This window comes from Paraburkholderia tropica (assembly GCF_914484835.1).
Taxonomy (GTDB): Bacteria; Pseudomonadota; Gammaproteobacteria; order Burkholderiales; family Burkholderiaceae; genus Paraburkholderia; species Paraburkholderia tropica_A.
This window is the reverse complement of record NZ_CAJZAR010000051.1, coordinates 26,001-47,712: the sequence shown is the minus strand read 5'-3', so window position 1 is coordinate 47,712 and position 21,712 is coordinate 26,001. Positions and strand designations below refer to the sequence as shown.

General features: G+C 65.1%; 22 protein-coding genes and 1 tRNA gene. 9 read left to right on the top strand and 14 right to left on the bottom strand.

The annotated features are described in order from the left end of the window. From prmC to LDO54_RS17840, 4 genes are all read left to right on the top strand, one after another. The coding region (prmC, locus tag LDO54_RS17855; RefSeq protein ID WP_224012012.1) for a peptide chain release factor N(5)-glutamine methyltransferase at positions 1–616 on the top strand (616 nt) is incomplete at its 5' end. 94 nt (positions 617–710) lie between these two features. Next, positions 711–1,022 (top strand): Grx4 family monothiol glutaredoxin, encoded by a 312-nt coding sequence (gene grxD, locus LDO54_RS17850; RefSeq protein ID WP_224012011.1) that lies wholly within the window; start codon positions 711–713, stop codon positions 1,020–1,022. Between the two features lie 144 nt (positions 1,023–1,166). Further along, positions 1,167–1,772 (top strand): UbiX family flavin prenyltransferase, encoded by a 606-nt coding sequence (locus LDO54_RS17845; RefSeq protein ID WP_224012010.1) that lies wholly within the window; start codon positions 1,167–1,169, stop codon positions 1,770–1,772. A gap of 144 nt (positions 1,773–1,916) precedes the next feature. Beyond that, positions 1,917–2,714: a DODA-type extradiol aromatic ring-opening family dioxygenase gene (locus LDO54_RS17840; RefSeq protein ID WP_224012009.1), complete on the top strand. Its 798-nt coding sequence runs from the start codon at positions 1,917–1,919 to the stop codon at positions 2,712–2,714. A 115-nt stretch (positions 2,715–2,829) separates the two neighbouring features. On the opposite strand, the gene LDO54_RS17835 is transcribed toward LDO54_RS17840, so the two are convergent. Next, complete coding sequence (locus LDO54_RS17835) at positions 2,830–4,425, bottom strand: APC family permease (RefSeq protein ID WP_224012008.1); 1,596 nt, start codon at positions 4,423–4,425, stop codon at positions 2,830–2,832. Positions 4,426–4,857: 432 nt separating this feature from the next. On the opposite strand from LDO54_RS17835, the gene LDO54_RS17830 reads away from it, so the two are divergent. Continuing rightward, positions 4,858–5,061 (top strand): cold-shock protein, encoded by a 204-nt coding sequence (locus LDO54_RS17830; RefSeq protein ID WP_027797379.1) that lies wholly within the window; start codon positions 4,858–4,860, stop codon positions 5,059–5,061. 133 nt (positions 5,062–5,194) lie between these two features. Here LDO54_RS17830 and LDO54_RS17825 read toward each other — a convergent pair whose 3' ends face one another. The 3 genes from LDO54_RS17825 to LDO54_RS17815 all read right to left on the bottom strand — a co-directional run bounded on the left by LDO54_RS17825 (position 5,195) and on the right by LDO54_RS17815 (position 8,833). After that, positions 5,195–6,529, bottom strand: a complete 1,335-nt coding sequence (locus LDO54_RS17825) for an Hsp70 family protein (RefSeq protein WP_224012007.1) — start codon at positions 6,527–6,529, stop codon at positions 5,195–5,197. A gap of 216 nt (positions 6,530–6,745) precedes the next feature. After that, on the bottom strand, positions 6,746–7,348 hold the full coding sequence (locus tag LDO54_RS17820; RefSeq protein ID WP_224012006.1) for a nitroreductase family protein: 603 nt from the start codon (positions 7,346–7,348) through the stop codon (positions 6,746–6,748). 201 nt (positions 7,349–7,549) lie between these two features. Further along, positions 7,550–8,833, bottom strand: coding sequence for an MFS transporter (locus tag LDO54_RS17815; RefSeq protein ID WP_224012005.1), 1,284 nt, complete (start codon positions 8,831–8,833; stop codon positions 7,550–7,552). Between the two features lie 170 nt (positions 8,834–9,003). Between LDO54_RS17815 and LDO54_RS17810 the strand changes: the two genes are divergently transcribed. Then, positions 9,004–9,669 carry a TetR/AcrR family transcriptional regulator gene (locus tag LDO54_RS17810; protein ID WP_224012004.1) on the top strand — a complete coding sequence of 222 codons (666 nt, stop codon included), beginning with the start codon at positions 9,004–9,006 and terminating at the stop codon, positions 9,667–9,669. A 71-nt stretch (positions 9,670–9,740) separates the two neighbouring features. Then, positions 9,741–10,337, top strand: a complete 597-nt coding sequence (locus tag LDO54_RS17805; protein ID WP_224012003.1) for a DUF1415 domain-containing protein — start codon at positions 9,741–9,743, stop codon at positions 10,335–10,337. An 89-nt stretch (positions 10,338–10,426) separates the two neighbouring features. Here LDO54_RS17805 and LDO54_RS17800 read toward each other — a convergent pair whose 3' ends face one another. Beyond that, positions 10,427–11,293, bottom strand: a complete 867-nt coding sequence (locus LDO54_RS17800) for a class I SAM-dependent methyltransferase (RefSeq protein ID WP_224012002.1) — start codon at positions 11,291–11,293, stop codon at positions 10,427–10,429. A 382-nt stretch (positions 11,294–11,675) separates the two neighbouring features. Between LDO54_RS17800 and LDO54_RS17795 the strand changes: the two genes are divergently transcribed. Then, positions 11,676–11,996, top strand: a complete 321-nt coding sequence (locus LDO54_RS17795; protein WP_065062658.1) for a DNA-binding protein — start codon at positions 11,676–11,678, stop codon at positions 11,994–11,996. Between the two features lie 253 nt (positions 11,997–12,249). Here the strand turns inward: LDO54_RS17795 and LDO54_RS17790 are convergent, their stop codons facing one another. Further along, positions 12,250–13,395, bottom strand: a complete 1,146-nt coding sequence (locus LDO54_RS17790; protein WP_224012001.1) for a methyltransferase — start codon at positions 13,393–13,395, stop codon at positions 12,250–12,252. 292 nt (positions 13,396–13,687) lie between these two features. On the opposite strand from LDO54_RS17790, the gene LDO54_RS17785 reads away from it, so the two are divergent. Further along, positions 13,688–16,339: a type IIG restriction enzyme/methyltransferase gene (locus LDO54_RS17785; protein WP_224012000.1), complete on the top strand. Its 2,652-nt coding sequence runs from the start codon at positions 13,688–13,690 to the stop codon at positions 16,337–16,339. Between the two features lie 51 nt (positions 16,340–16,390). On the opposite strand, the gene LDO54_RS17780 is transcribed toward LDO54_RS17785, so the two are convergent. The 8 genes from LDO54_RS17780 to LDO54_RS17745 all read right to left on the bottom strand — a co-directional run bounded on the left by LDO54_RS17780 (position 16,391) and on the right by LDO54_RS17745 (position 21,711). After that, a tRNA-Thr gene (locus tag LDO54_RS17780) sits at positions 16,391–16,466 on the bottom strand. Positions 16,467–16,484: 18 nt separating this feature from the next. Beyond that, positions 16,485–17,027, bottom strand: a complete 543-nt coding sequence (locus tag LDO54_RS17775) for a ClpXP protease specificity-enhancing factor (RefSeq protein ID WP_224011999.1) — start codon at positions 17,025–17,027, stop codon at positions 16,485–16,487. A 72-nt stretch (positions 17,028–17,099) separates the two neighbouring features. Then, positions 17,100–17,711, bottom strand: coding sequence for a glutathione S-transferase N-terminal domain-containing protein (locus LDO54_RS17770; protein ID WP_027797364.1), 612 nt, complete (start codon positions 17,709–17,711; stop codon positions 17,100–17,102). A 113-nt stretch (positions 17,712–17,824) separates the two neighbouring features. Continuing rightward, on the bottom strand, positions 17,825–18,586 hold the full coding sequence (locus LDO54_RS17765) for a cytochrome c1 (RefSeq protein WP_436975614.1): 762 nt from the start codon (positions 18,584–18,586) through the stop codon (positions 17,825–17,827). 99 nt (positions 18,587–18,685) lie between these two features. Next, positions 18,686–20,074 carry a cytochrome b gene (locus LDO54_RS17760; RefSeq protein ID WP_224011998.1) on the bottom strand — a complete coding sequence of 463 codons (1,389 nt, stop codon included), beginning with the start codon at positions 20,072–20,074 and terminating at the stop codon, positions 18,686–18,688. Further along, the gene (gene petA, locus LDO54_RS17755; protein WP_224011997.1) at positions 20,074–20,694 is read right to left on the bottom strand and encodes a ubiquinol-cytochrome c reductase iron-sulfur subunit; all 621 of its coding nucleotides are present in this window, start codon (positions 20,692–20,694) and stop codon (positions 20,074–20,076) included. The genes LDO54_RS17760 and petA overlap by 1 nt, the downstream gene beginning before the upstream one ends. After that, the gene (locus LDO54_RS17750) at positions 20,675–20,899 is read right to left on the bottom strand and encodes a hypothetical protein (RefSeq protein ID WP_224011996.1); all 225 of its coding nucleotides are present in this window, start codon (positions 20,897–20,899) and stop codon (positions 20,675–20,677) included. Before LDO54_RS17750 ends, petA begins: the two co-directional genes overlap by 20 nt. Positions 20,900–20,964: 65 nt before the next feature. Continuing rightward, positions 20,965–21,711, bottom strand: a complete 747-nt coding sequence (locus LDO54_RS17745) for a Nif3-like dinuclear metal center hexameric protein (protein WP_224011995.1) — start codon at positions 21,709–21,711, stop codon at positions 20,965–20,967. Position 21,712 lies beyond the last annotated feature (1 nt).

Sequence of the window (21,712 nt, the reverse complement as noted above, 5' to 3'; positions counted from 1 at the left end):
CACGCCCGACGTGCTGATCCCGCGCCCCGAAACCGAACTGCTGGTCGAAACCGCGCTGGCCGCGCTCGAAGGCATCGCGCAGCCGCGCGTGCTCGACCTCGGCACGGGCAGCGGCGCGATTGCGGTGGCGATCGCCTCGGCGCGGCCCGACGCGCGCGTCTGGGCCGTCGACCGCTCGGAAGCCGCACTCGCCGTGGCCGCGCGCAACGCCGCGAAGCTGCTCGACGCGCGTCGTCCCGGCGGCGCGCTCACCTTCGTCGCAGGCAGCTGGTACGACACGCTCGACGCCGCGCTGCGCTTCGAGGTCATCGTGAGCAATCCGCCCTATATCGCGAACGGCGATCCGCATCTCGACCAGGGCGACCTGCGCTTCGAGCCGCGCGGCGCGCTCACCGACGAGGCCGACGGCCTCTCGTGCCTGCGCGCGATCGTCGACGGCGCGCCGGAACGACTCGTCGCGGGCGGCGCGCTCTGGATGGAACACGGCTACGACCAGGCCGCCGCGGTGCGCGCGCTGCTCGACGCGCGCGGCTTCGCGGACGTGCGCTCGGAGCAGGACCTCGCGGGCATCGAACGCATCAGCGGCGGGCGCTTCGGCAGCCCGATCCGCGCATAGCCACGCCGAGCGCGCCCGGCTCGCGCCGGCGAAATCCGCTATCATTTCACTCTGCAATCAACGTATTCCGCATCACTCAATCCCAAGGTCAGACATGGACACCCAACAGCGCATCAAGCAGATCGTCGACGAAAACGCCGTCGTCCTTTTCATGAAGGGCAACGCGCAGTTTCCGATGTGCGGCTTCTCGGGCCGCGCGGTGCAGATCCTGAAAGCCTGCGGCGTCGATCAGTTCAAGACCGTCAACGTGCTCGAGGACGACGAAGTCCGCCAGGGCATCAAGGAATTCTCGAACTGGCCCACGATTCCGCAGCTCTACGTGAAGGGCGAATTCATCGGCGGTTCGGACATCATGATGGAGATGTACCAGAACGGCGAACTGCAACAGCTGTTCACGGCGGCTTAAGCCCCCGAATCGCTTTGCCACGGAACGGCGGCGCGCCCTGCGCCCGTTGTTCCGCGCCGGTTTGAGGTCTTTCGGGCCGGCGCGCTTTTCCGCCTTCTTCGCGGATTCCCTCAGATTCCCCCGCCTTTTTCGCCGATCTCCCTCGTGAACGCCCTCCCCACCGCCACTGTTCCCCGCCGTCTGATCGTCGCGATCACGGGTGCCACGGGCGCGATTTACGGCGTGCGCATTCTGGAAACGCTGCGGCGTCTGGGCGGCGTCGAATCGCATCTGCTGATCTCGGCGGCGGGCTGGCTCAACATCCAGCACGAGTTGCAGCTGAGCAAAGAGGACCTGCACGCGCGCGCGGATGTCGTGCACTCGGTGCGCGACGTGGGTGCCACGATCGCCTCGGGTTCGTTCGCGACCGACGGCATGATCGTCGCGCCCTGCTCGATGAAGACGCTCGCGAGCGTCGCCCACGGCCTCTCGGACAACCTGATCGCGCGCGCCGCCGACGTCACGCTCAAGGAGCGCCGCCGCCTCGTGCTGCTGGTGCGCGAAACACCGTTCAACCTCGCGCATCTGCGCAACATGACGGCGGTGACGGAGATGGGCGGCGTGATCTTTCCGCCGCTACCGGCCTTCTACAACCAGCCTGCATCGATCGACGAGATGGTCGATCACACGGTCGCGCGCGTGCTCGACCTGTTCGCGCTCGGACCGGCGCTCGCGCCCGCGTGGCCTGGGCTGCGCACCACCGGCGACTAAGCTTTTAGCGCTGTGTTCGTGCCCCGTCGATTATCAACATCGGCGACACAATCAATTCGCTTGCCGCACATTTAATTCGCGAGAGTTGGGTCTTATATTGATCGTAACGCGAACTTTTCCGGCCGCCTCGCGCGGCTCACGATCATGACCACCCGCACTCCCACGCTTTTCCTGTCGCATGGCGCGCCCACTTTGCCGATCGACCCGTCGATGCCGCGCGAAGGCTTCGTCAAGCTGGCCGAACATCTGCCGCGCCCCGAGTCGATCCTGATGCTCTCGGCGCACTGGTACACGCAGCGCCCGGCCGTCAGCACCGCGACGCAGCCCGAGACCATCCACGACTTCTACGGCTTTCCGCGCGCGCTCTACGAGATCCAGTACCCGGCGCCCGGCGCGCCCGAGACCGCGCAACGCGCGGCGGCGCTGCTGCGCGCGCAGGGCGTCGAGGTCGACGAGGAAGCGCACGGCCTCGACCACGGCGCCTGGGTGCCGATGCTGCTGATGTTCCCGAACGCCGACGTGCCCGTCGCCCAGTTGTCGATCCAGCCGCGCGCCGACGCCGCGTATCACTTCGCGCTCGGCCGCGCGCTGCGCGAGTTGCGCGACGAAGGCGTGATGGTGGTCGGTTCGGGCCAGATCACGCATAACCTGCGTCAGGCCGACTTTTCGGCGCGCCCCGAGGATGCCGATCCGCGCGTCGCCGAATTCACCGACTGGTTCGAGTCGCATCTCGCCGCCCGCGACATCGACGCGCTGCTCGACTATCGCGCGAAGGCGCCGCATGCGGTGCTGATGCACCCGACCGACGAGCATCTGCTGCCGGTGTTCTCCGCGCTCGGCGCCGCCGACGACGACTACACGCTCGGCGTGCAGTCGCTCGGCACCTACCAGCGCGCGCTGGCAATGACGAACTACGTGTTCGGCTCGGCCACGGCGCAGTAAAACTGCCAGACACGCCAGACGTAAAAAAGCCCGCCTGAATCGCTTCAGGCGGGCTTTTTCTGCTTCGTTTATTGCTTTTTCAGGCTGCCGCTGCGAACAGCGGCCGGAGCATCACTCAGTGTGCGCCGATGCCTTCGAGCACTTCGTCGTGTTCCTTGCGCTCTTCCAGATACGGCGTGCGGTAACCCGAGTTCACGCCCCAGAAGTAGAAACCCAGCGAGATGATCGCGACGACCAGCATGTCCCAGCCGTAGGGAATCAGGTCGTGGCCGCCGAACTGCTTCGAGCCGATCAGCGAGAGCACGGCCATCGTCGGCAGGTAGGCGCACAGCCACCATGCGGCCTTCAGATCCGCGCCCCAACCGCCGAAGCCTTGCTTCGCCTGGAAGTAGAAGTACACCGGCAGCGCGACGATCATCAGCAGGATGATTTCGCCCGTCAGCGGCCACTTCGCCCAGTACAGGATCATCGATGCGCAGACGAACGCGAACGGCGCGATCACCTTCATGAACGGCACCGACAGCGGGCGCTCGATGTCCGATGCCGCGCGCTTGAGCGCCATCAGGCTGATCGGGCCCGTGAGGTACGAGATCACAGTCGCAACCGAGATCACCGCTGCCAGCGAGCTCCAGCCGCGGAAGAAGAACATGAAGATGAACGACACGGCCAGGTTGAACCACATCGCCGGGCGCGGCACGCCGTAGAACGGGTGCACGTTGCCGAAGATCGACGGCATCGTGTTGTTGCGCTCCATTGCGTAGATCATGCGCGAGGTCGTCGCCATGTAGGTCGTGCCGGTGCCGCTCGGGCTCACGAATGCGTCGACGTACAGCAGGATCGCCAGCCAGTTCAGGTTCAGCGCGATCGCGAGTTCCGCGAACGGCGACTTGAAGTTGAACGTGTTCCAGCCCTTCGCCACGTCGGACGGATCGACCGCGCCGATGTAAGCAACCTGCAGCAGCACGTAGATCACGAGTGCGCAGACGATCGAGCCGATCACCGCGAACGGGATGCTCTTCGACGGATTACGCGCTTCGCCCGCGAGGTTGATCGGGCTCTGGAAGCCGTTGAACGCGAACACGATGCCGCTCGTCGCGACCGCCGTGAACACCGCCGACCAGCCGTAAGGCGCGAACGTGCTCGCCTCGCCGAAGTTCTCGTGGTGGAAACCCGTCATCATCAGGCCGATGATCGTCAGACCCGGGATGATGAACTTGAAGATCGTGATGGCGCTATTGGCGCGCGCGAACAGCTTCACGCCCCAATAGTTGAGCATGAAGTACACGATCACGAGCAGCGCCGAGAGGCCCAGCCCGGAATGCGTTAATGACCCATCGACGAACAGCGAGTGCGCCCACGGATAGGGCCACGTGCTCATGTATTGAATGGAAGCTTCAGCTTCGATCGGAATCACCGAGACGATGGCGATCCAGTTCGCCCAGGCGCTGATGAAGCCCACGAGCGCGCCGTGCGAGTAGCGCGCGTAGCGCACCATGCCGCCCGACTCCGGGAACATCGCACCGAGTTCGGCGTAGGTGAGCGCGATGGCCAGAATAACCACGGCACCGATCACCCAGGCGCAGACGGCTGCGGGGCCGGCAATTTTCGCCGCCTTCCATGCGCCGAACAGCCAGCCCGAACCGATAATCGACCCGAGGCCGGTGAACATCAGCGCGAACGGGCCGATGTTCCGTTGAATAGAACTTTTCACGTCTTCTCCTGTATCAAGAGCAGTTCGACACCGCGTGCCCCGTCTGTTGTGCGGGCGGGGTTCCAGCGGCGGTCGCACCTGCGCGCGGTCGATTGCACCCGAAGGCGCAACTCATGCGCGGCGCGTAGTTTAACGGTTGCACTGCCAAAAGGCGCTAAAAAACTGAGCGCACTACAAAAAAAACAGCAACTTAGCAAGCTTTGTAAGGCTTTGTTTCGACCCTGCCTCAAATATCTATGGAGTTACCCTGGGTCCCGGTTGACCTGGCAGGGAATTAGCCGTATAAAGATCGAGCAGGATTTCAAGCGGCGAGTGTGAATAGGTCTTTCGTAGTTCGCCCATCAACGGTACTCCGGCTGGTCCCATACCCCTTCCTTGATTTTCGTGCACCTCTCTGTGGCTTCGGCCTTCATTCATTTTTAGGAAAGTAATATGGAAACCGGTACCGTCAAGTGGTTCAATGACGCTAAGGGCTTTGGCTTTATCACTCCGGACGGCGGCGGCGAAGACCTGTTCGCGCACTTCTCGGAAATCAAGGTTGACGGCTTCAAGACGCTGCAAGAGAACCAAAAGGTTCAATTCGAAGTGCGTACCGGCCCGAAGGGCAAGCAAGCTGCCAACATCAAGCCGGTCTAAATACCGTCTTCGACCGTCAGGGCTCTAACCTCGGCCCTGGCTGGCAAGCTTACAGAAAAACCCCATGCTTCTTCCTGAAGGTGGGGTTTTTTGTCGCCTGTCGCTTTTGTTATTGCTGTTGTTTTAAGCGGCTTCAGGCGAACAGGCGCTGCGCGTGAATGCCCAGCCCCGTCGCCACGCTGGCGAGGCGGTCGCCGAATACCGGCTGCGCGTGCGGGAATGCGTCGGCGAGCGCCTGGGTCAAGAACAGCAGACCCGTCGAGCCGCCCGTGAAATACAGCGCGTTCACGGCGCCCGGCGCCACGCCCGCGGCCTGCACGGTCTCGCGCGCGGCTTCCACGATGCGGCGCGTTTCCTCGCGGCCCGCTTCCACCAGTTGCGCGTCGTCGAAGGCGAGGCGCAGGTCGGTTTCCACCTGCTCCAGATCGATCATCGTCTGGCCGCCCGCCGACACGCCGATCTTCGCTTCCTCCGCATGCGCCGCCAGCGCGTGCCCGAGACGCCAGTCGACCACGCGCATCAGGCGATCGTGGTGCGCGGCGTCGCGGTACAGATGGCGCATGAGCTTGAGTTCGGCGGCGCGCTTGGGCGTGTACACCGTGTTGATCAGGTGCCAGGTCGCCAGATCGAAATAGACGCGGTTCGGCACCTCGCGGCCTTCCGGGTCGAGCGACTGATAGCCGAGCTCCCGCAGGATCGTCGCCAGTTCGACGCGGCGGTCGAAGTCCGTGCCGGCCACGTGCACGCCGTGATGCGCGAGCACGTCGTCCTTGCGGGCGAGGCGCGTCATGCGCTGCGGTCCTACGCGCACGAGCGAAAAGTCCGACGTACCGCCGCCGATGTCGGCCACCAGCACCAGCCCCTCTTCCGTCAGACGCGACTCGTAGTCGAATGCCGCCGCGATCGGCTCGTACTGGAACTCGATTTCCTTGAAGCCCACCGCGCGCGCCGCCGCTTCGAGCTGATCCTGCGCGAGCTTGTCGGCACGCGGATCTTCGTCGACGAAAAACACCGGGCGGCCCAGCACCGCGCGCGTGAGGCTCGCGCCCGCGCAGCGTTCGGCGCTGCGTTTGAGGTGATCGAGGAAGATCCCGATGATTTCCGTGTAGCGGATCGCGCTGCCGTCGCCGAGATCGGTCGTGCTCTCCGCGAGCGGCGAGCCGAGAATGCTTTTCATCGAGCGCATCAGGCGCCCGTCGAAGCCGTCGATGTAAGCCGCCAGCGCCGCGCGGCCAAACTCGCGCGTGTGCTCGTCGGTGTTGAAGAACACCGAGGTCGGCAGCGTGGTGTGCGCGCCTTCGACCGGCGCGAGGCGCATCGCATCGCCCGGCGCGGCGCCCGGCAAGGCCACGGCCGAATTGGAGGTGCCGAAGTCGATCGCGCAGAAGGGATTCGACGCGGAATTCGACGCGGATTTCGAAGCGGGATTCGAGGCTGGATGCGGGGAGGCGGTCAAGGCGGGGCTCATGGCGGGGGTCATGGCAACGCCGCGCGGCACGTCGCACGCGGCATTACGGAAGGCTGGGAGGACCGGCTTTGTATCACGAAAACGCGGCGCGGAGCAACCGCAGGGACGGGGTGCGGCCCCGCAAATAAAACGCGCGGCCAGCGCCGCGCGATTTGCCCTGCAAGGAGCCAGAACGGAGGCCAGCGCGGCCTGGCAGGCCAGCCGGCTCTGCGTTGCTCAGCCCTTGAACGGCTGCTTCCAGGCGTTCGCGTAAGCGATATCGCCGACGCTCGCGCGCGTGCGCTCCGCCTTCTCGCGGTCGCGCAGCACCGGATCGAGCTTCTCGGCGTCGCCGTAATGGCCGATCGAGATGATCGCCAGCGGCTCCACGTCGTTCGGCAGGCCGAATTCCTTGCGGAACGCATTCACGTCGAAGCCGCTCATCTGGTGCGCGGCGAGACCGAGCGCATGCGCCTGCAACACCAGCGACATGGCCGCCGCACCCGCGTCGTACTGCGCCGTGCGGTTCACCTCACCCTTGGCGTTGAGCGTCTGCGCCGTCACCGCGACCAGCACGGGCGCCGGCGCGTTCCACTGCTGGTTGAAGGGCACGAGCGTCGCGAAGGCGCGCTTGAACGCCGGCTCGTCGGCCGTGCGGTCGAACACGATGAAGCGCCACGGTTGCAGGTTGTAGCCCGACGGCGCCCAGCGCGCGGCTTCGATGACCGCGTGCAGTTGCTCGCGCGAAACCGGCTCGTTCGAATAGGCGCGCGGGCTCCAGCGGCCTGCGATCAGTTCGTGGATGGGCACGGCTGTCGGTGCGGGTTTTTGCTTCGTCATGCCTGATGTGTCCTTGGTGTGCGGGCGCTCGCCCGGGGCTCACAGCATACCCGCGCCGCGTGAAACGCGCTGAAACGGCGAAGGCGGCGCGGATGCAGCCGCCTTCGCGGTCACTTCGGATGTCGGCTTCGCGCAATCGGGCGAGTGCAATCCGCGAGTGCAATCGGGCGAGCGCCGCCGCGCGAACTCAGGCCGTCTGCATCAGGCCGTCTGCGCACCCGCCGTGCGCGGCGCGCGGTTGATGCGCAGCACGAGGAACGAGGCGATCAGGCACAAGCCGCCCGAAATCATCGACGCCACCGTGTAAGTGCCGAGGCTCGAACGCAGCAGCCCCGCGCCAAACGCCGCGAACGCCGCGCCCAGTTGATGGCCCGCGACCACCCAGCCGAAGATGATCGGCGCGCGCTCCTTGCCGAACACATCGGTGGCGAGGCGCACGGTCGGCGGCACGGTGGCGATCCAGTCGAGTCCGTAGAAAACCGCGAAGATCGGCAGACCGAAGAAGTCGATACCGAACGCGTGCGGCAGATAGATCAGCGAGAGCCCGCGCAGGCCGTAGTACCAGAACAGCAGCACGCGGCTGTTGAAGCGGTCCGAGAGCCAGCCCGAGAGCGTCGTGCCGAACAGATCGAAAATGCCCATCGTCGCGAGCAGCGACGCGCCCTGCACTTCCGTCATGCCGTAGTCGCCGCACATGGCGATCAGGTGCGTGCCCACGTAGCCGTTGGTGCTCGCGCCACAAATAAAGAAGCTGAAGAACAGCAGCCAGAAGTCGCGCGTGCGGCTCGCCGATGCGAGCGCGCCGAACGCCAGCTTGATCGGATTCTGCTGGGGCGCGGGCGGCGCGACGGGCGCATCGGGCTCCTCGCCGAACGGACGCAGCTTGAGGCTGGCCGGCCGCTCGGGCAACAGGAACGCGACCAGCGGCAGCACCACGGCGGCGGCCGCCGCGACCACCAGCACGACGAGCTGCCAGCCGTGCTTTTGAGCGATCGCCGCGAGGAACGGCAGGAACACGAGCTGACCCGTGGCCGAACTCGCCGTGAGAATGCCCATCGCGAGCCCGCGATGCGTGGTGAACCAGCGCGTGACGACCGTCGCCGACAGCGACAGCGCCGCCACGCCGGTCGAGCCGCCCACCATCACGCCCCAGATCAGGATCATCTGCCACGGATGCGTCATCAGCGAGGAAAGCGCGACGCCCGCTCCCATCGTGGCAAGCGCCGCCAGCAGCGTCGGTCTTACGCCGAAGCGCTGCATCGCCGCCGCCGCGAACGGCCCCATCAGCCCGTAAAGCGCGATGTTCACCGAAATCGCCAGCGAGATCGTCGCCCGGCTCCAGCCGAACTGATGCTCGAGCGGCACCATCATCACGCTCGGCGTCGCGCGCGTGCCGGCTGCCGCCAGCAGCACCAGGAACACCACCGCCACCACGAGCCATCCATAATGGAAACGCCCGCCGACCCACCTCGCTGCCCAGTTCATCCGTGCTGCTCCACGTTCGTTGACCTGCTTGATTCGCCTGCTTGATCTGCCTGCTTGATCCGAGTCTTGTCGATCGAACGGATTGTTACCGCTCGGTCACAAGTGTGTTGCGATAGTAGTGACCGCTCGGTAACATGTCAAGCATGTCCCTGACGACGAGATGTCCTGCCATGTCCACGCGCCACGAAGATCCGACCGCACCCGCCGCCACCGCGCCCGGCAAAGCCGCCGCGCGTGCGGGCCGCGCGCGCACCCAGACGGCCGGGCCGCGCGCCCAGGAGCATCTGCTCGCCGCCGCCGACGAACTGTTCTATCGCGAAGGCGTGCGCGCCGTGGGCGTCGAAGCCGTGGTCGAGCGCGCAGGCGTGAACAAGATGAGTCTGTACCGGCAATTTTCGTCGAAGGACGATCTGGTGGTCGCGTATCTGAAGCGCTGCGACGTGCGCTTTTTCGAGCGCTTCGAGGCGAGCGTCGCGAAGCATCCGGGCGAACCGGCGAAGCAGTTGATGCAGGCGTTCGAGGATCTGGCGGCGCGCGCGTCGGCGCCCGACTATCGCGGCTGTCCGTTCGTGAACGTCGCGGCCGAGTTTCCCGACCCGGCGCATCCCGCGCGCCACAGCGTGGCCGACAACAAGACGCGGCTGATGGCGCGCCTCACCGAGCTGGCGCAAGCGGCGGGCGCGGCCAACGCCGCGTCGCTCGCGAACGAACTGGCGCTGCTGATCGAGGGCGTCTACGCCGCGAGCCAGACCTACGGCCCCGGCTGCGGCCCGATTCAGGCGGCGCCGCGCATGGCGAAACTGTTGATCGAAGCGGCATGCGGGTCCGCCGCCTGATTTCGCGACATCCATTTATGGCGCGCCGTTCGCCGCAGCGGGCGCGCAAACCGCACCGGTAAAATGCCGCGATGACCGATACACCGAACATCCCCGCCACGCCCGACACGGCGCATCCCGAGCACGCCGCCATTCTCGACGCCACGCGCCACTGGCTCACGCGCGCGGTGATCGGGCTGAATCTCTGCCCGTTCGCGAAAAGCGTGCATGTGAAGGGCCAGATCCGTTACGCGATCAGCGAAGCGACCGATCTGGAAGGTGTGCTAACCGATCTCGAAACCGAACTGCGCACGCTCGCGGATAGCAGCCCGGAGGACATCGACACGACGCTGCTGATCCTGCCGCACGCGCTCGCCGATTTCCTCGACTACAACGACGCGCTTCATTTCGCCGACTTGCTGCTCGGCCAGTTGCGACTCGACGGCGAGTTGCAGATCGCGAGCTTCCATCCGCAGTATCAGTTCGAGGGCACCGAGCCCGAGGACATCGAGAACTACACGAACCGCGCGCCCTATCCGATCCTGCATCTCTTGCGCGAGGCGAGCATCGAGCGCGCCGCGGACGCATTCCCGGACGCCGCCGACATCTACGAGCGCAATCAGGAAACGATGCGCCGCCTGGGCCTCGAAGGCTGGCGCGCGTGGATGAGCCAGCGCGACGACCAGTAAGGCGTCCTGCCGATCAAACAGCGATCGTCATGATCGCCTGAGCGTGCGCAGCGGCCCGTCAAACTCTGGCCGCGCGCCACACGCCACGCTCACACTTCCTCGGCGGCTTCCTTGGCCGACGCCGCGCCCTCATCGACGAAGAAACGCTCGCGCAGCTCGGCAATCCCGAAGGTGTCGAGCAGTTCGTTGAGGCGCTCCGCCGGGCGGCGGCGCGGCAGATTCTTGTACTGCGCCACGATGAGCTCGTTCTTCATCGAGTGCTCCCAGCCCACCAGCTCCGTCACGCTCACCTGATAGCCGTGCGCCTCCAGTTGCAGGCAGCGCAGCACGTTGGTGATCTGGCTGCCGAACTCGCGCGTATGCAGCGGATGACGCCAGACCTCCGTGAGCGCCTGGCCGAGCGACTTGCCCTTGTTGCGGCGAAGCACGCCCGCCACTTCAGCCTGACAGCACGGCACCACGACGATATGGCGCGCGTGCTTCTTGAGCGCGAAACGCAGCGCGTCGTCGGTGGCGGTATCGCAGGCGTGCAGCGCCGTGACGATATCGACCGTGGGCGGCAGTTGCGTCGACGTGATCGAGTCGGCCACCGAGAGATTCAGAAACGACATCCCCTTGAAGCCGAGCCGCGCCGCCAGTTCCTCCGAGCGCTGCACGAGTTCGTCGCGCGTTTCGATACCGAAGATGCGCGAGTTGTCGCACAGACCCTTGAAGAACAGGTCGTACAGAATGAATCCCAAGTAGGACTTGCCCGCACCGTGATCGACGAGCGTGACGTCGCGGCCATCCTGCTTGAGGTCGTTGAGCAGCGGCTCGATGAACTGGAACAAGTGATAGACCTGCTTCAGCTTGCGGCGGCTGTCCTGGTTCATCTTGCCGTCGCGCGTCAGGATATGGAGCTCCTTAAGAAGCTCGATCGACTGATTCGGACGGATTTCGTAGGTCTTGCTGGACATCGGGACAAAAAAAGATGAGAAGCGTCATTAACCGCGAAACGTGCGGCAACCGACAGAGCGACGCAAATAGATCTGTCATTTTACGGAAAAAGCAGCACGAGGCCGCGAACCTGATAGCGGCCCATTCGTCATATGGTTGGAGCGTCCGTCACGCTGACCCACGTCCGGACGACAGGGAGGGGTTGATTAAAACAGACACGGTGAGCCTCAGGCCGCCGATGTCCAGAAAGGACCATTTTTGGGGCGCGACCGACCGGCAAAGTACCGGATGTGCGCGCATGGGAGGTCGCTCCGGGTCCGCCGGCAGCGATAAATCAGGTATGACGCAGATCCCCGCTGGGCAAAGACGCACGGCGCTGCGCGACCTTGCATGGGGCATGCAATGAACACAATACCCGACGGTAACGCTGAGCAAAAATTCCAGGAACTGCTTGCCAGACTCGTTGAAGTGCCCGAGTGGACGGAAAAGCAGCAGTTGGAGCTCGAAATGGCGCGTGACATCTCGGTCGAGATGCTGCGCCTGGCCGAAGAGATGCGCGACGGCGCGGCAGATCTCGAGAATTGCCTGATCCTGCTGAAATACGCCAAAGTGCTCGATTTCGTGATGTCGGCGCTCGCTGCGCGGCGCGACATCAAACCCCAGACTTTACGCGTGATCTTCAAGCTCGCCGGCCTGGCCGTCGACGAGGCGTATCCAGGTTAGCGACGACCGCCAACACCACCGGAAAGCAGGCGAACGCGCGGCGTTTTCACGGCCCGGCATACAGGCGGGCCGCGCGGCGCGACGTGCGCTGGAGATCGGCCGCCGCGCCGATGCGCCGACGCATCGTCACCCTGTACGAGCCGTTCGCGTCACGCGAAGGCTCATCGCCGGCTTTTGTCTTCGCGCTCGTGCTGTTTCGGCCCTTTCATTCATCGTGGCTTCCGAATGAATTGGCGAAACCGCGCGCGGCGCATCATGCCTTGCGCACTTTCAGGCGCCACAGCGACGTGATCTCCGCCGCGCGCGCACGATACAGCGGATCGTTCGGATCGCTCGCCTTCGGGTGACGCGGACGAATGTCTTCGCGCCCCGCCACTTCCAGCCCCGCCTCGACGATCATTTCCACGAGCGCCTCGCGCGTGCGCAAACCCAGATGCTCGGCGAAATCGGAGAGGATCAGCCAGCCTTCGCCGCCCGGCTCCAGATGATCCTTGAGACCGCCGAGGAAGCCGCGCAGCATGCGGCTGTCTGGATCGAACACCGCATATTCGATGGGCGACGCCGGTCGCGCCGGCACCCACGGCGGATTGCAGACCACCAGCGGCGCGCGCCCCGGCGGGAACAGATCCGCCTCGACCACCTCGACGCGCTCACCGTGGCCCAGCCGCTCCAGGTTCTCACGCGCGCAGGCGAGCGCGCGGGCGTCCTGATCGGTCGCGACGATCTGCTTGACGCCGCGCGCGGCGAGCACCGCCGCGATCACGCCGGTCCCGGTGCCGATGTCGAACGCCTTCTCGACCGACGGCAGCGGCACGCGCGCGATCAGATCGAGGTACTCCCCGCGCACCGGCGAGAACACGCCGTAGTACGGATGCACATGCGCCCCGTCGAGCGCGGGAATCGGCACGCCCTTCTTGCGCCATTCATGCGCACCGATCAGCCCGAGCAATTCGCGCAGCGACACCGCCGACGGCTCGCCATCGGGCGCGCCCCACGCTTCCTCGCACGCGAGCTTCACGTCGGGCGCGCGGCGCAGCGCGATGCCGTAGTCGCCTTCGAGCGGCAGCAGCACCATGCCGAGCGTGCGCGCACGCTGCGCCTGCGCCTGGCGATGCAGATGGAATGCTTCGAGCGGCGTGGCCGGCGGCTTGGGCGCACCCTTCTTCGGCTTGCGTTCGGCGCGGCGCGCCATGGCCTGCAGCAGTTGCCGCGCGTTCTGAAAGTCGCCGTACCAGAGCAGCGCGGTGCCTTCGCAGGCGAGCCGGTAGGCGTCGTCGGCCGTGGTGCGGTCGTCGGCGATCACCACGCGCTTCGGCGCGGGTGCGCCCGCCTCCGAACGCCAGCGGACGGTGCGCGGGCCGTCCGTGTCGGGCCAGCTCAAGGTGGGAAAGTCGGTCATAGGATTCGAATGCTTTAAGGCGCGCCGCAACGCGGCGGCGCAAGACGCGCGCCATCATATAGCAGAGCGCGCGGCCGCGTTCCGCGCCGTGCGCCCGAAAATACAGCCGTGCGGGCGCCGCGCGGGCATGGAGGCATCATCGCGCAGCGCCGCGTATCCGTCGACTCGGCCAGAAGACATAGGCCGAACGGCATAGGCCGGAAGGCACAGGACAGTTCCTCGCTCAGCGCCAATAGCCGCCAGTACAATGAGCGCCGATCCGCGCAACGGTGCCTCGCGCCACAACGAGAACATGTCCGAGACCAACCCACCGAGACGCGCCGCCAGTTCACCGAGCGCACAGGGCGCATCAAGCGCACGGCGCGCGAAGAACCACCACGCGAAGCCCGGGCTCGATGCGGACTTCTACGCCGAACTGCTGCATATCGCCGGACTGCAGGAAAGCGCGGCGGCGGGCAAGACCGTGGTGGCGCGGCGCGACGGCGCACAGCGCCAGCCGGGCGCGCTGATCGAACTGGCGCTCGCGGCCATCGACTCGCGCGACATCCCGCAAACTTCGCAGACCTTCCGCACGGCGCTGCGGCTGTGCATCGCGTGGCTTGGCCGCCTCGTGTTCCTCAAGCTGCTCGAAGCGCGCCTGCTCGCGCTGCACGAGGGCGACCGCGCGTATGCGTTTCTGCGCAGCGCGCGCATCGGCACGTTCGCGCAACTCGGCGCGCTCTGCCACGACGTGTTCGGCAACGGCGAAGGCCATCCGCACCTGCCGCGTTTCGATGGCGCGATGTTCGAGTCCGCCGACCTCGCGGCGCTCGGCATCGGCCTCGCCGCGCTCGCGGACGACGCCCCGCTCGCCCCATTCGAAGCAACCGCGCTGGATTCCGCGCCCGCATCGCACGCGCGCAACACCGTCACCTATCTGCTCGATTTCCTCGACGCATTCGAATTCGGCTTCGATGCAGGCACACCGACGAACGCCAGCCAGCCGCCGCATCGACAACGCATCGACACGGCCACGCTCGGCCTCGTCTTCGAAAAGCTCAACGGCTATCGCGACGGCGCGTGGTACACGCCGGGCCGCGTCGCCATGATGCTGGCGCGCGAGGCCGTCACGGGCGCGGCGCTCGGGCGATTCACGCTGCTCAATGGCTGGCGCTGCGCGACGCTCGATCAGTTATCCGAACAAATCGACAAAGATGATCGCCGCGACGAAGCGCGCGCGCTGCTGGCTTCGCTGCGCGTGTGCGATCCGGCGATCGGCACGGGGCATCTGCTCGTCTCGGCGCTCGACGAATTGATCGTGCTGAAAGCGCGTCTGCACCTCTTCGACGACGCGCCCGACCACGCGCTCGCGGGCCTGCGCATCGAAGTCGTGAACGACCGGCTTAGCGTGACGCTCCCGCACGGCGGCGCGCCCAGCCGCGAGCAACAGCGCCGTATCGACGCCGCGCTCTATCGCGAGAAACGCGCGATCGTCGAGCAGAATCTGTTCGGCGTGGATATCGACGCCGACGCGCTCGGCATGGCGCGGCGGCGGCTCGCGTTCGAACTGCTCGCGCACGCCGCTTACGACGACGCGGGCCGCTTCGCGACGCTGCCGAACCTCGCCACCAATCTTCGGCAAGGCAATGCGGTGCTGAGCCGCGTCGACGACCATCCCACCGACCACGACACCACGCAAGCCTTCGACTGGCGCACCGAGTTTCCCGCGCTATGCGACGCACGCGGCGCGTTCGCGGGCTTCGACGCCGTGCTCGCCAACCCGCCCTACGTCGACTCCGAGCGCATGATCAACGAAGGCCAGCGCGCGCTGCGCGAGCAGCTGGCGCGACGCTGGCCGAGCGCGCGCGGCAACTGGGATCTCTACATCGTGTTCATGGAACTCGGCCTCGCGCTCACGGCGCCGCACGGCACGATGGCGTTTCTCACGCCCGACAAGTGGCTCGCGAAGCCGTTCGGCGCGGCGTTCCGCACGCGCCATCTCGACATGATCGAGCGCATCGTCACGCTGGGCCGCGGCGTGTTCGAGCACGCGCTGGTCGATGCGATCGTGACGGTGTATCGGCGGTCGGGCTGCGAGAAGATCGAAACATCGCGTCTCGATCAAGCTGGGCTGACGCCGCTCACCCTTGCACCGAAGCGCGACCTCGAAGCGCCGTGGACGCTCGACGCGCTGCTCTCGCCGCACTACGCGTTCGTGCAGCGGCTCGCGCGCGCGCATGCGACGCTCGGTGAGTTGATCGCCTGCGAAAACGCGTGCGCGACCGCCGATGCCTATCGGCTCGCGCCGTGCATCGAGGAAGCGCGCGGCGCCTTCGATGCGCGCGATCACTATCGCGTCGTGAATACCGGCACGCTCGGGCGCTACGTCTCGCGCTGGGGCGTGAAGCCGATGACCTATCTCGGCCAGCGTTACGCTGAACCCGTCGTCGGACGCGCGCGCTTCGAGGCGGCGTACGCGAATCGGTATCGTGAGAAGGCCGCGGCGAAGAAAGTGATCGTGAAGGGGCTCACGCATCTCGACGCCACGCTCGACCTCGCCGGTGACACGATCCCCGGCAAGACCACGCTGATCCTGCGCGCGGACGACGACACCCTCCTCAAGTTCGCGGCAGCGGTGCTGAACGGCCCGCTCGCGGCCTTCGTCACGCGCGCGCGATTTGGCGCATCGAGCTACAACGGCGGCGTGGCCTTCACCAAACTGATGATCGATGCGATTCCGGTCCCGCGCGACGCGAGCGCGCGTGCGGACGTGGTGAAGTGCGTGGATCGATTACTCGATGCGCTGCGGTCTGGTGATCACGCATCACGCAGCGAGGCGCTCATGCGCGAGATCGACCGCGCGCTTTACGCGGCGTATGGGCTGGAGGAAGACGAGATCGCGCTGATCGAAGGCGACGGACGCGGCGCGAGCAAACGCGGCACCACCACGCAACACCGCGCCTGAAAAAGAAAAAGGGCTACAGCTGATGCGCTGTAACCCTTTCTCGAACTGTTTTGGTGCCGGCTGCAGGACTCGAACCCGCCACCTGATGATTACAAATCAACTGCTCTACCAGATGAGCTAAGCCGGCGTAGCCCGTGATTCTACTTCATTTCACGATCTTGAGGTGACCCTTACCGCCCTTTGCAGCACCGTCGTCGCCGGAATCGCCCTTGCCGGTCTTCGCGGACACGGCGGACTCGTCGGTCTCGCTCTGCACGGCAGCAGGCGCCACGCTCGGCACCGCCGTCGGACCGGCCGTGGGCACCACTGCGGGCGCAGCCGTGTCCTCATGCTCGTCCTGAGCCGAAGGCAGCACGTCGTTCGCGTCGCCCGGCGGCGCTTCGACCGGGAACGCCATGCCCTGGCCGTTCTCGCGCGCGTAGATCGCCAGCACGTTCGACACCGGCACTTCGATCTTGTGCGACTTGCCGGAAAAACGCGCGTGAAACTCGATCATCTCATTGCCCATCTGCAACTGGCTCGTGGCCTCGAAGCTGATGTTCAGCACGATCTCGCCGTCGCGCACGAACTGGCGCGGCACCCGCGTGCGGTTGTCGACCCGCACCGCGATATGCGGCGTGAAGCCGTTGTCCGTGCACCACTCGTACAGCGCGCGCAGCAGATACGGCTTGGTGGAAATCTCTTGCATCAACAGTCCTCTGACGAGGCGGCCCACCCGCGAGCAGCGCGCCGCCTCCGGTTTGCAACGGCGACGGCCGCCTTAGCGGCGCATCACCTTTTCCGACGGCGTCAGCGCTTCGATGTAGGCCGGACGGCTGAAGATACGCTCGGCGTACTTCATCAGCGGCGCGGCGTTCTTCGAGAGTTCGATGCCGTAGTGATCGAGACGCCACAGCAGCGGCGCGATCGCGACGTCGAGCATCGAGAACTCTTCGCCGAGCATGTACTTGTTCTTCAGGAAGATCGGCGCGAGCTGCGTAAGGCGGTCGCGGATCGCGAGGCGCGCCTTCTCGTGATTCTTCTCGGCGGCCTTGCCCTTCTCGTTTTCGAGCGTGCTGACGTGCACGAACAGTTCCTTCTCGAAGTTGAGCAGGAACAGACGCGCGCGGGCGCGCTGGACCGGATCGGCCGGCATCAGCTGCGGATGCGGGAAGCGCTCGTCGATGTACTCGTTGATGATGTTCGACTCGTACAGAATCAGGTCGCGCTCGACCAGAATCGGCACCTGACCATACGGATTCATCACGGCGATGTCTTCCGGTTTGTTGAACAGGTCGACGTCGCGGATTTCGAAGTCCATGCCCTTTTCGAACAACACCAGCCGGCAACGCTGGGAGAACGGGCAGGTAGTGCCGGAGTACAGAACCATCATGATTTACATTTCCTCAATAAACCCAAAAGGCCGACGGGCAAAAACACCGCCTGAGGCCTAGCGGCCGTCAGACGGTGTTTCGTGACACCGGCCCCACGTCGGTCAGAACGTGCCTATTTGATATCTTTCCAGTACGCGGCGTTCAGTCGCCACGCGAAAAAGCTCAGGACGCCGAGGAACAGCAGCACCCAGACGCCGAGCTGCTTGCGGGTTTTCTGCTCCGGTTCGGACATCCAGCCGAGGTAAGCCACCAGGTCGGCCACGGCAGAATCATAATCCACCGGCGAGAGCTTCCCCGGCGAGACCTGTTGGTACCCCACAAAGCGGCGGACTTTTTCCCCGGATTCCTCGTCCACCGTGTCTTCGAACTTCGCGGTGCGCACGCCCTGCAATTCCCAGAGCACGTGCGGCATGCTCACGTTCTCGAACACCATGTTGTTCCAGCCGGTCGGACGCGTGTCGTCGCGGTAGAAGCTGCGCAGATACGTATACAGCCAGTCGCGCCCTTTCGCGCGCGCTTCGACGGAGAGGTCCGGCGGCGCCACCCCGAACCACGCCTTGGCGTCGTCCGGGCGCATGGCGATGGACATCGTGTTGCCGACCTTGTCCGTCGTGAACAAGAGATTATCTTCGATTTGCTTCTGCGGAATGCCGAGATCCTGCAACCGGCTGTAGCGCATCAGATTCGCACTGTGGCAGTTCAGGCAATAGTTTACAAACAATTGCGCGCCATGTTGCAGCGAAGCAAGATTTTCGCCGTTATCGGGTGCGCGGTCGAGCGGAATGTTTTCCTGCGCCGCTACCGTTCCGACCCCAAACCCCAAACCCACCGCCAGGCCGCACGCCATCGCGAGCGTCGCGACGCCGCGCCGCACGCGCTGTTGAGCACCGCGCTGAACGTTGCGCAGCAGATTGCGCGCCCGCGCGAGCGTCGAAAAGAGAGATGCCATCGTCATGTCTTCCTCGCTCGCAAGTTAATGGGGCTTGAACCGCACGCGTTCGGGCGGCTGCTTGAACGTGCCAAGCGGCGTCCAGAACGGCATGCCGAGGAAGAACGCGAAGTAGATCAGCGCGCACACCTGCGCGATCAGCGTGGCCGCCGGCGATGGCGGCCGGGTGCCGAGAAAGCCCAGTGTGAGGAAGGCCGCCACGAAAATCCCGAGGAACACCTTGTGGAAGAACGGCCGGTAGCGGATCGACTTCACCGGCGCGCGGTCGAGCCACGGCAGGAAAAAGAGCGAGATCACCGCCGTGCCCATCACCACCACGCCCCAGAATTTCGACTCGGTGAAGGCCATCGCCAGAATCACGAGCACCGCCAGCACCGGCAGCCCCGCGCGCCATTTGCCGCGCGCGCGCACCAGCGCGAACAGGCCGAGCAGTCCGATCACGATCATCAGCACGATCTTGAACGGGTCGGTCGTGGCGCGCAGCATCGCGTAGAACGCCGTGAAGTACCAGACCGGCGCGATCTCGGGCGGCGTCTGCAGCGGGTTGGCCGGCACGAAGTTGTTCGCTTCGAGGAAGTAGCCGCCCATTTCCGGCGCGAAGAAGATGATCGCCGCGAAGATCATCAGGAAGATGCACACACCCATGAAGTCGTGCACCGAGTAGTACGGATGGAACGGGATGCCGTCGAGCGGAATGCCGTTCGCGTCCTTTTTGTCCTTGATCTCGATGCCATCCGGGTTGTTCGAGCCCACTTCGTGCAGTGCGACGACATGCGCCACCACCAGCCCGATCAGCACGAGCGGAATCGCGATCACGTGGAACGCGAAGAAGCGGTTGAGCGTGACGTCCGACACCACGTAGTCGCCGCGAATCCACAGCGAAAGATCCGGGCCGATGAACGGAATCGCCGAGAACAGGTTCACGATCACCTGCGCGCCCCAGAACGACATCTGCCCCCACGGCAGCAGATAGCCGAAGAACGCTTCCGCCATCAGGCACAGGAAGATCGCGCAGCCGAAGATCCACACGAGTTCGCGCGGCTTGCGGTACGAACCGTAGAGCAGCCCGCGGAACATGTGCAGGTAGACGACCACGAAGAACATCGACGCGCCTGTCGAGTGCATGTAGCGGATCAGCCAGCCCCACGGCACCTCGCGCATGATGTACTCGACCGAGGCGAACGCGAGCGTCGAATCGGGCTTGTAGTTCATCGTCAGGAAGATGCCCGTGACGATCTGGTTCACCAGCACGAGCAGCGCGAGCGAGCCGAAGAAGTACCAGAAGTTGAAGTTCTTCGGCGCGTAATACTCGGAGACGTGGGCTTTCCACGTCGCGGTCATCGGAAAGCGCTTGTCGATCCAGCCTGCGAGGCCCGTCGTCTCCACCACCTGTTTTTCTTGTCCCGTGGCCATCACGCTTCTCCTTTTTCGTCCTTGCCGATCACGATCTGCGTCGGTGACGTGAACATGTAGCGGGGGATGTCGAGGTTCTGCGGCGCGGGCTTGTTCTTGAACACGCGGCCGGCGAGATCGTAGGTGGAGCCGTGACACGGACACAGGAAGCCGCCCGGCCAGCTATCGGGCAGGTTCGGCTGCGGGCCTTCCTGGAAACGCGGCGTCGGCGTGCAGCCCAGATGCGTGCACACGGCGACGGCCACGAGAATGTGCTGATGCTCGGCGCGCGAGCGGTATTCGTTCTTGCAGTAGTCCGGCATCGGAATGGAAAACGGATGCTCGGATTCGGGATCGGCCAGTTCGGCGTCGGCCTTCTTGCAGTCCGCCAGCATGCGGTCGGTGCGGTTCAGGATCCACACGGGCTTGCCGCGCCAGGCGACCGTCATGAGCGAGCCGGGCTGCAAACCGCTGATATCGACTTCGACGGGCGCGCCGGCGGCGCGTGCTTTTTCGGATGGTGCAAACGAGCCTACGAAAGGTACGACAGTGGCCACGCCTCCTATGCCACCTGCTACGGACGTCGCAATCAGCCAGGTACGGCGGCTGCCATCGACGCGGTCATTTTCTTTGTCTCGCATCACATCGCCCCACTTCTGAGTTGGATTTTTCCGTCACGCCGTTGATGACCCGCATGCTGCCGAACGCTAGTTTGCGCGAATGGAGTTGGCATTTACAAGGGGCGATCTCGAAAAAGCGCCCGAAGTCCTTGATAAATCGGGGTTTTCCCCCAGAAATCAGGGCACATTTCTTTTCGGCTTGTAAATGCCCGGTGAATAAATCCATGCGATCTGGGAGACGCGCGCGGGCGTCGCGCGATTCGGACGCCGCGCGCAAAGACGGCCGAATACTTAAACCGGATTGTCGATGTCGATAAAGAGATGATCGATATCGAATGTTTCGGCCAGATGCGCACCGACGGCCTGCACGCCGAAGCGCTCGGTCGCATGGTGGCCCGCCGCGAGGAAGGCCACGCCGCTCTCCGCCGAGGTGTGAAAAGTGGGCTCGGAGATTTCGCCGGTGAGGAACACGTCGGCGCCCGCGTCGATGGCCGAGTCGAACAGGCTCTGCGCCGCGCCCGTGCACCACGCCACGCGGCGCAGCTGCCAGTCGGGATCGCCGAGCACGAGCGGCGCGCGCCCGAGCGTCTGCTCGACCTGCGCGGAGAAGTGCGCGAGCGTGATCGGCATGGGCAGCGTCGCCATCCAGCCGAGATCCTGCTCGCCGAAGCGTTGTTCGCTGATCCAGCCGAGTTTGGCGCCCAACTGCGCGTTATTGCCGAATTCCGGGTGGCAGTCGAGCGGCAGATGGAAGGCGAACAGGTTGAGGTCGTGCGCGAGCAGCGTCTTCAGGCGGCGGTATTTGCGGCCGGTGATCTGCGGCGCCTCGTTCTTCCAGAAGTAGCCGTGATGGACCAGCACGGCGTCGGCGCCCCACTCGAGCGCGGCTTCCAGAAAGGCCAGCGAGGCGGTCACGCCGGTCGCGATCTTCTGCACGCGCCGCCGCCCTTCCACTTGCAGGCCATTGGGGCAGTAGTCCTTGAACCGCCCGGTTTCCAGAAGATTGTTCAGATACAATTCCAGTTCGATCCGATCCATA

Excerpts from the sequence above, each read along its gene's own strand:
- grxD (WP_224012011.1), top strand. The coding sequence starts at position 711 with ATGGACACCCAACAGCGCATCAAGCAGATCGTCGACGAAAACGCCGTC.
- LDO54_RS17790 (WP_224012001.1), bottom strand. The coding sequence starts at position 13,395 with ATGACCGACTTTCCCACCTTGAGCTGGCCCGACACGGACGGCCCGCGC.
- LDO54_RS17760 (WP_224011998.1), bottom strand. The coding sequence starts at position 20,074 with ATGGCCACGGGACAAGAAAAACAGGTGGTGGAGACGACGGGCCTCGCA.
- LDO54_RS17810 (WP_224012004.1), top strand. The coding sequence starts at position 9,004 with ATGTCCACGCGCCACGAAGATCCGACCGCACCCGCCGCCACCGCGCCC.
- LDO54_RS17830 (WP_027797379.1), top strand. The coding sequence starts at position 4,858 with ATGGAAACCGGTACCGTCAAGTGGTTCAATGACGCTAAGGGCTTTGGC.
- LDO54_RS17770 (WP_027797364.1), bottom strand. The coding sequence starts at position 17,711 with ATGATGGTTCTGTACTCCGGCACTACCTGCCCGTTCTCCCAGCGTTGC.
- LDO54_RS17775 (WP_224011999.1), bottom strand. The coding sequence starts at position 17,027 with ATGCAAGAGATTTCCACCAAGCCGTATCTGCTGCGCGCGCTGTACGAG.
- LDO54_RS17825 (WP_224012007.1), bottom strand. The coding sequence starts at position 6,529 with ATGAGCCCCGCCTTGACCGCCTCCCCGCATCCAGCCTCGAATCCCGCT.
- LDO54_RS17745 (WP_224011995.1), bottom strand. The coding sequence starts at position 21,711 with ATGGATCGGATCGAACTGGAATTGTATCTGAACAATCTTCTGGAAACC.
- LDO54_RS17795 (WP_065062658.1), top strand. The coding sequence starts at position 11,676 with ATGAACACAATACCCGACGGTAACGCTGAGCAAAAATTCCAGGAACTG.
- LDO54_RS17800 (WP_224012002.1), bottom strand. The coding sequence starts at position 11,293 with ATGTCCAGCAAGACCTACGAAATCCGTCCGAATCAGTCGATCGAGCTT.
- LDO54_RS17785 (WP_224012000.1), top strand. The coding sequence starts at position 13,688 with ATGTCCGAGACCAACCCACCGAGACGCGCCGCCAGTTCACCGAGCGCA.
- LDO54_RS17750 (WP_224011996.1), bottom strand. The coding sequence starts at position 20,899 with ATGGATTTATTCACCGGGCATTTACAAGCCGAAAAGAAATGTGCCCTG.
- LDO54_RS17820 (WP_224012006.1), bottom strand. The coding sequence starts at position 7,348 with ATGACGAAGCAAAAACCCGCACCGACAGCCGTGCCCATCCACGAACTG.
- LDO54_RS17840 (WP_224012009.1), top strand. The coding sequence starts at position 1,917 with ATGACCACCCGCACTCCCACGCTTTTCCTGTCGCATGGCGCGCCCACT.
- LDO54_RS17815 (WP_224012005.1), bottom strand. The coding sequence starts at position 8,833 with ATGAACTGGGCAGCGAGGTGGGTCGGCGGGCGTTTCCATTATGGATGG.
- LDO54_RS17805 (WP_224012003.1), top strand. The coding sequence starts at position 9,741 with ATGACCGATACACCGAACATCCCCGCCACGCCCGACACGGCGCATCCC.
- petA (WP_224011997.1), bottom strand. The coding sequence starts at position 20,694 with ATGCGAGACAAAGAAAATGACCGCGTCGATGGCAGCCGCCGTACCTGG.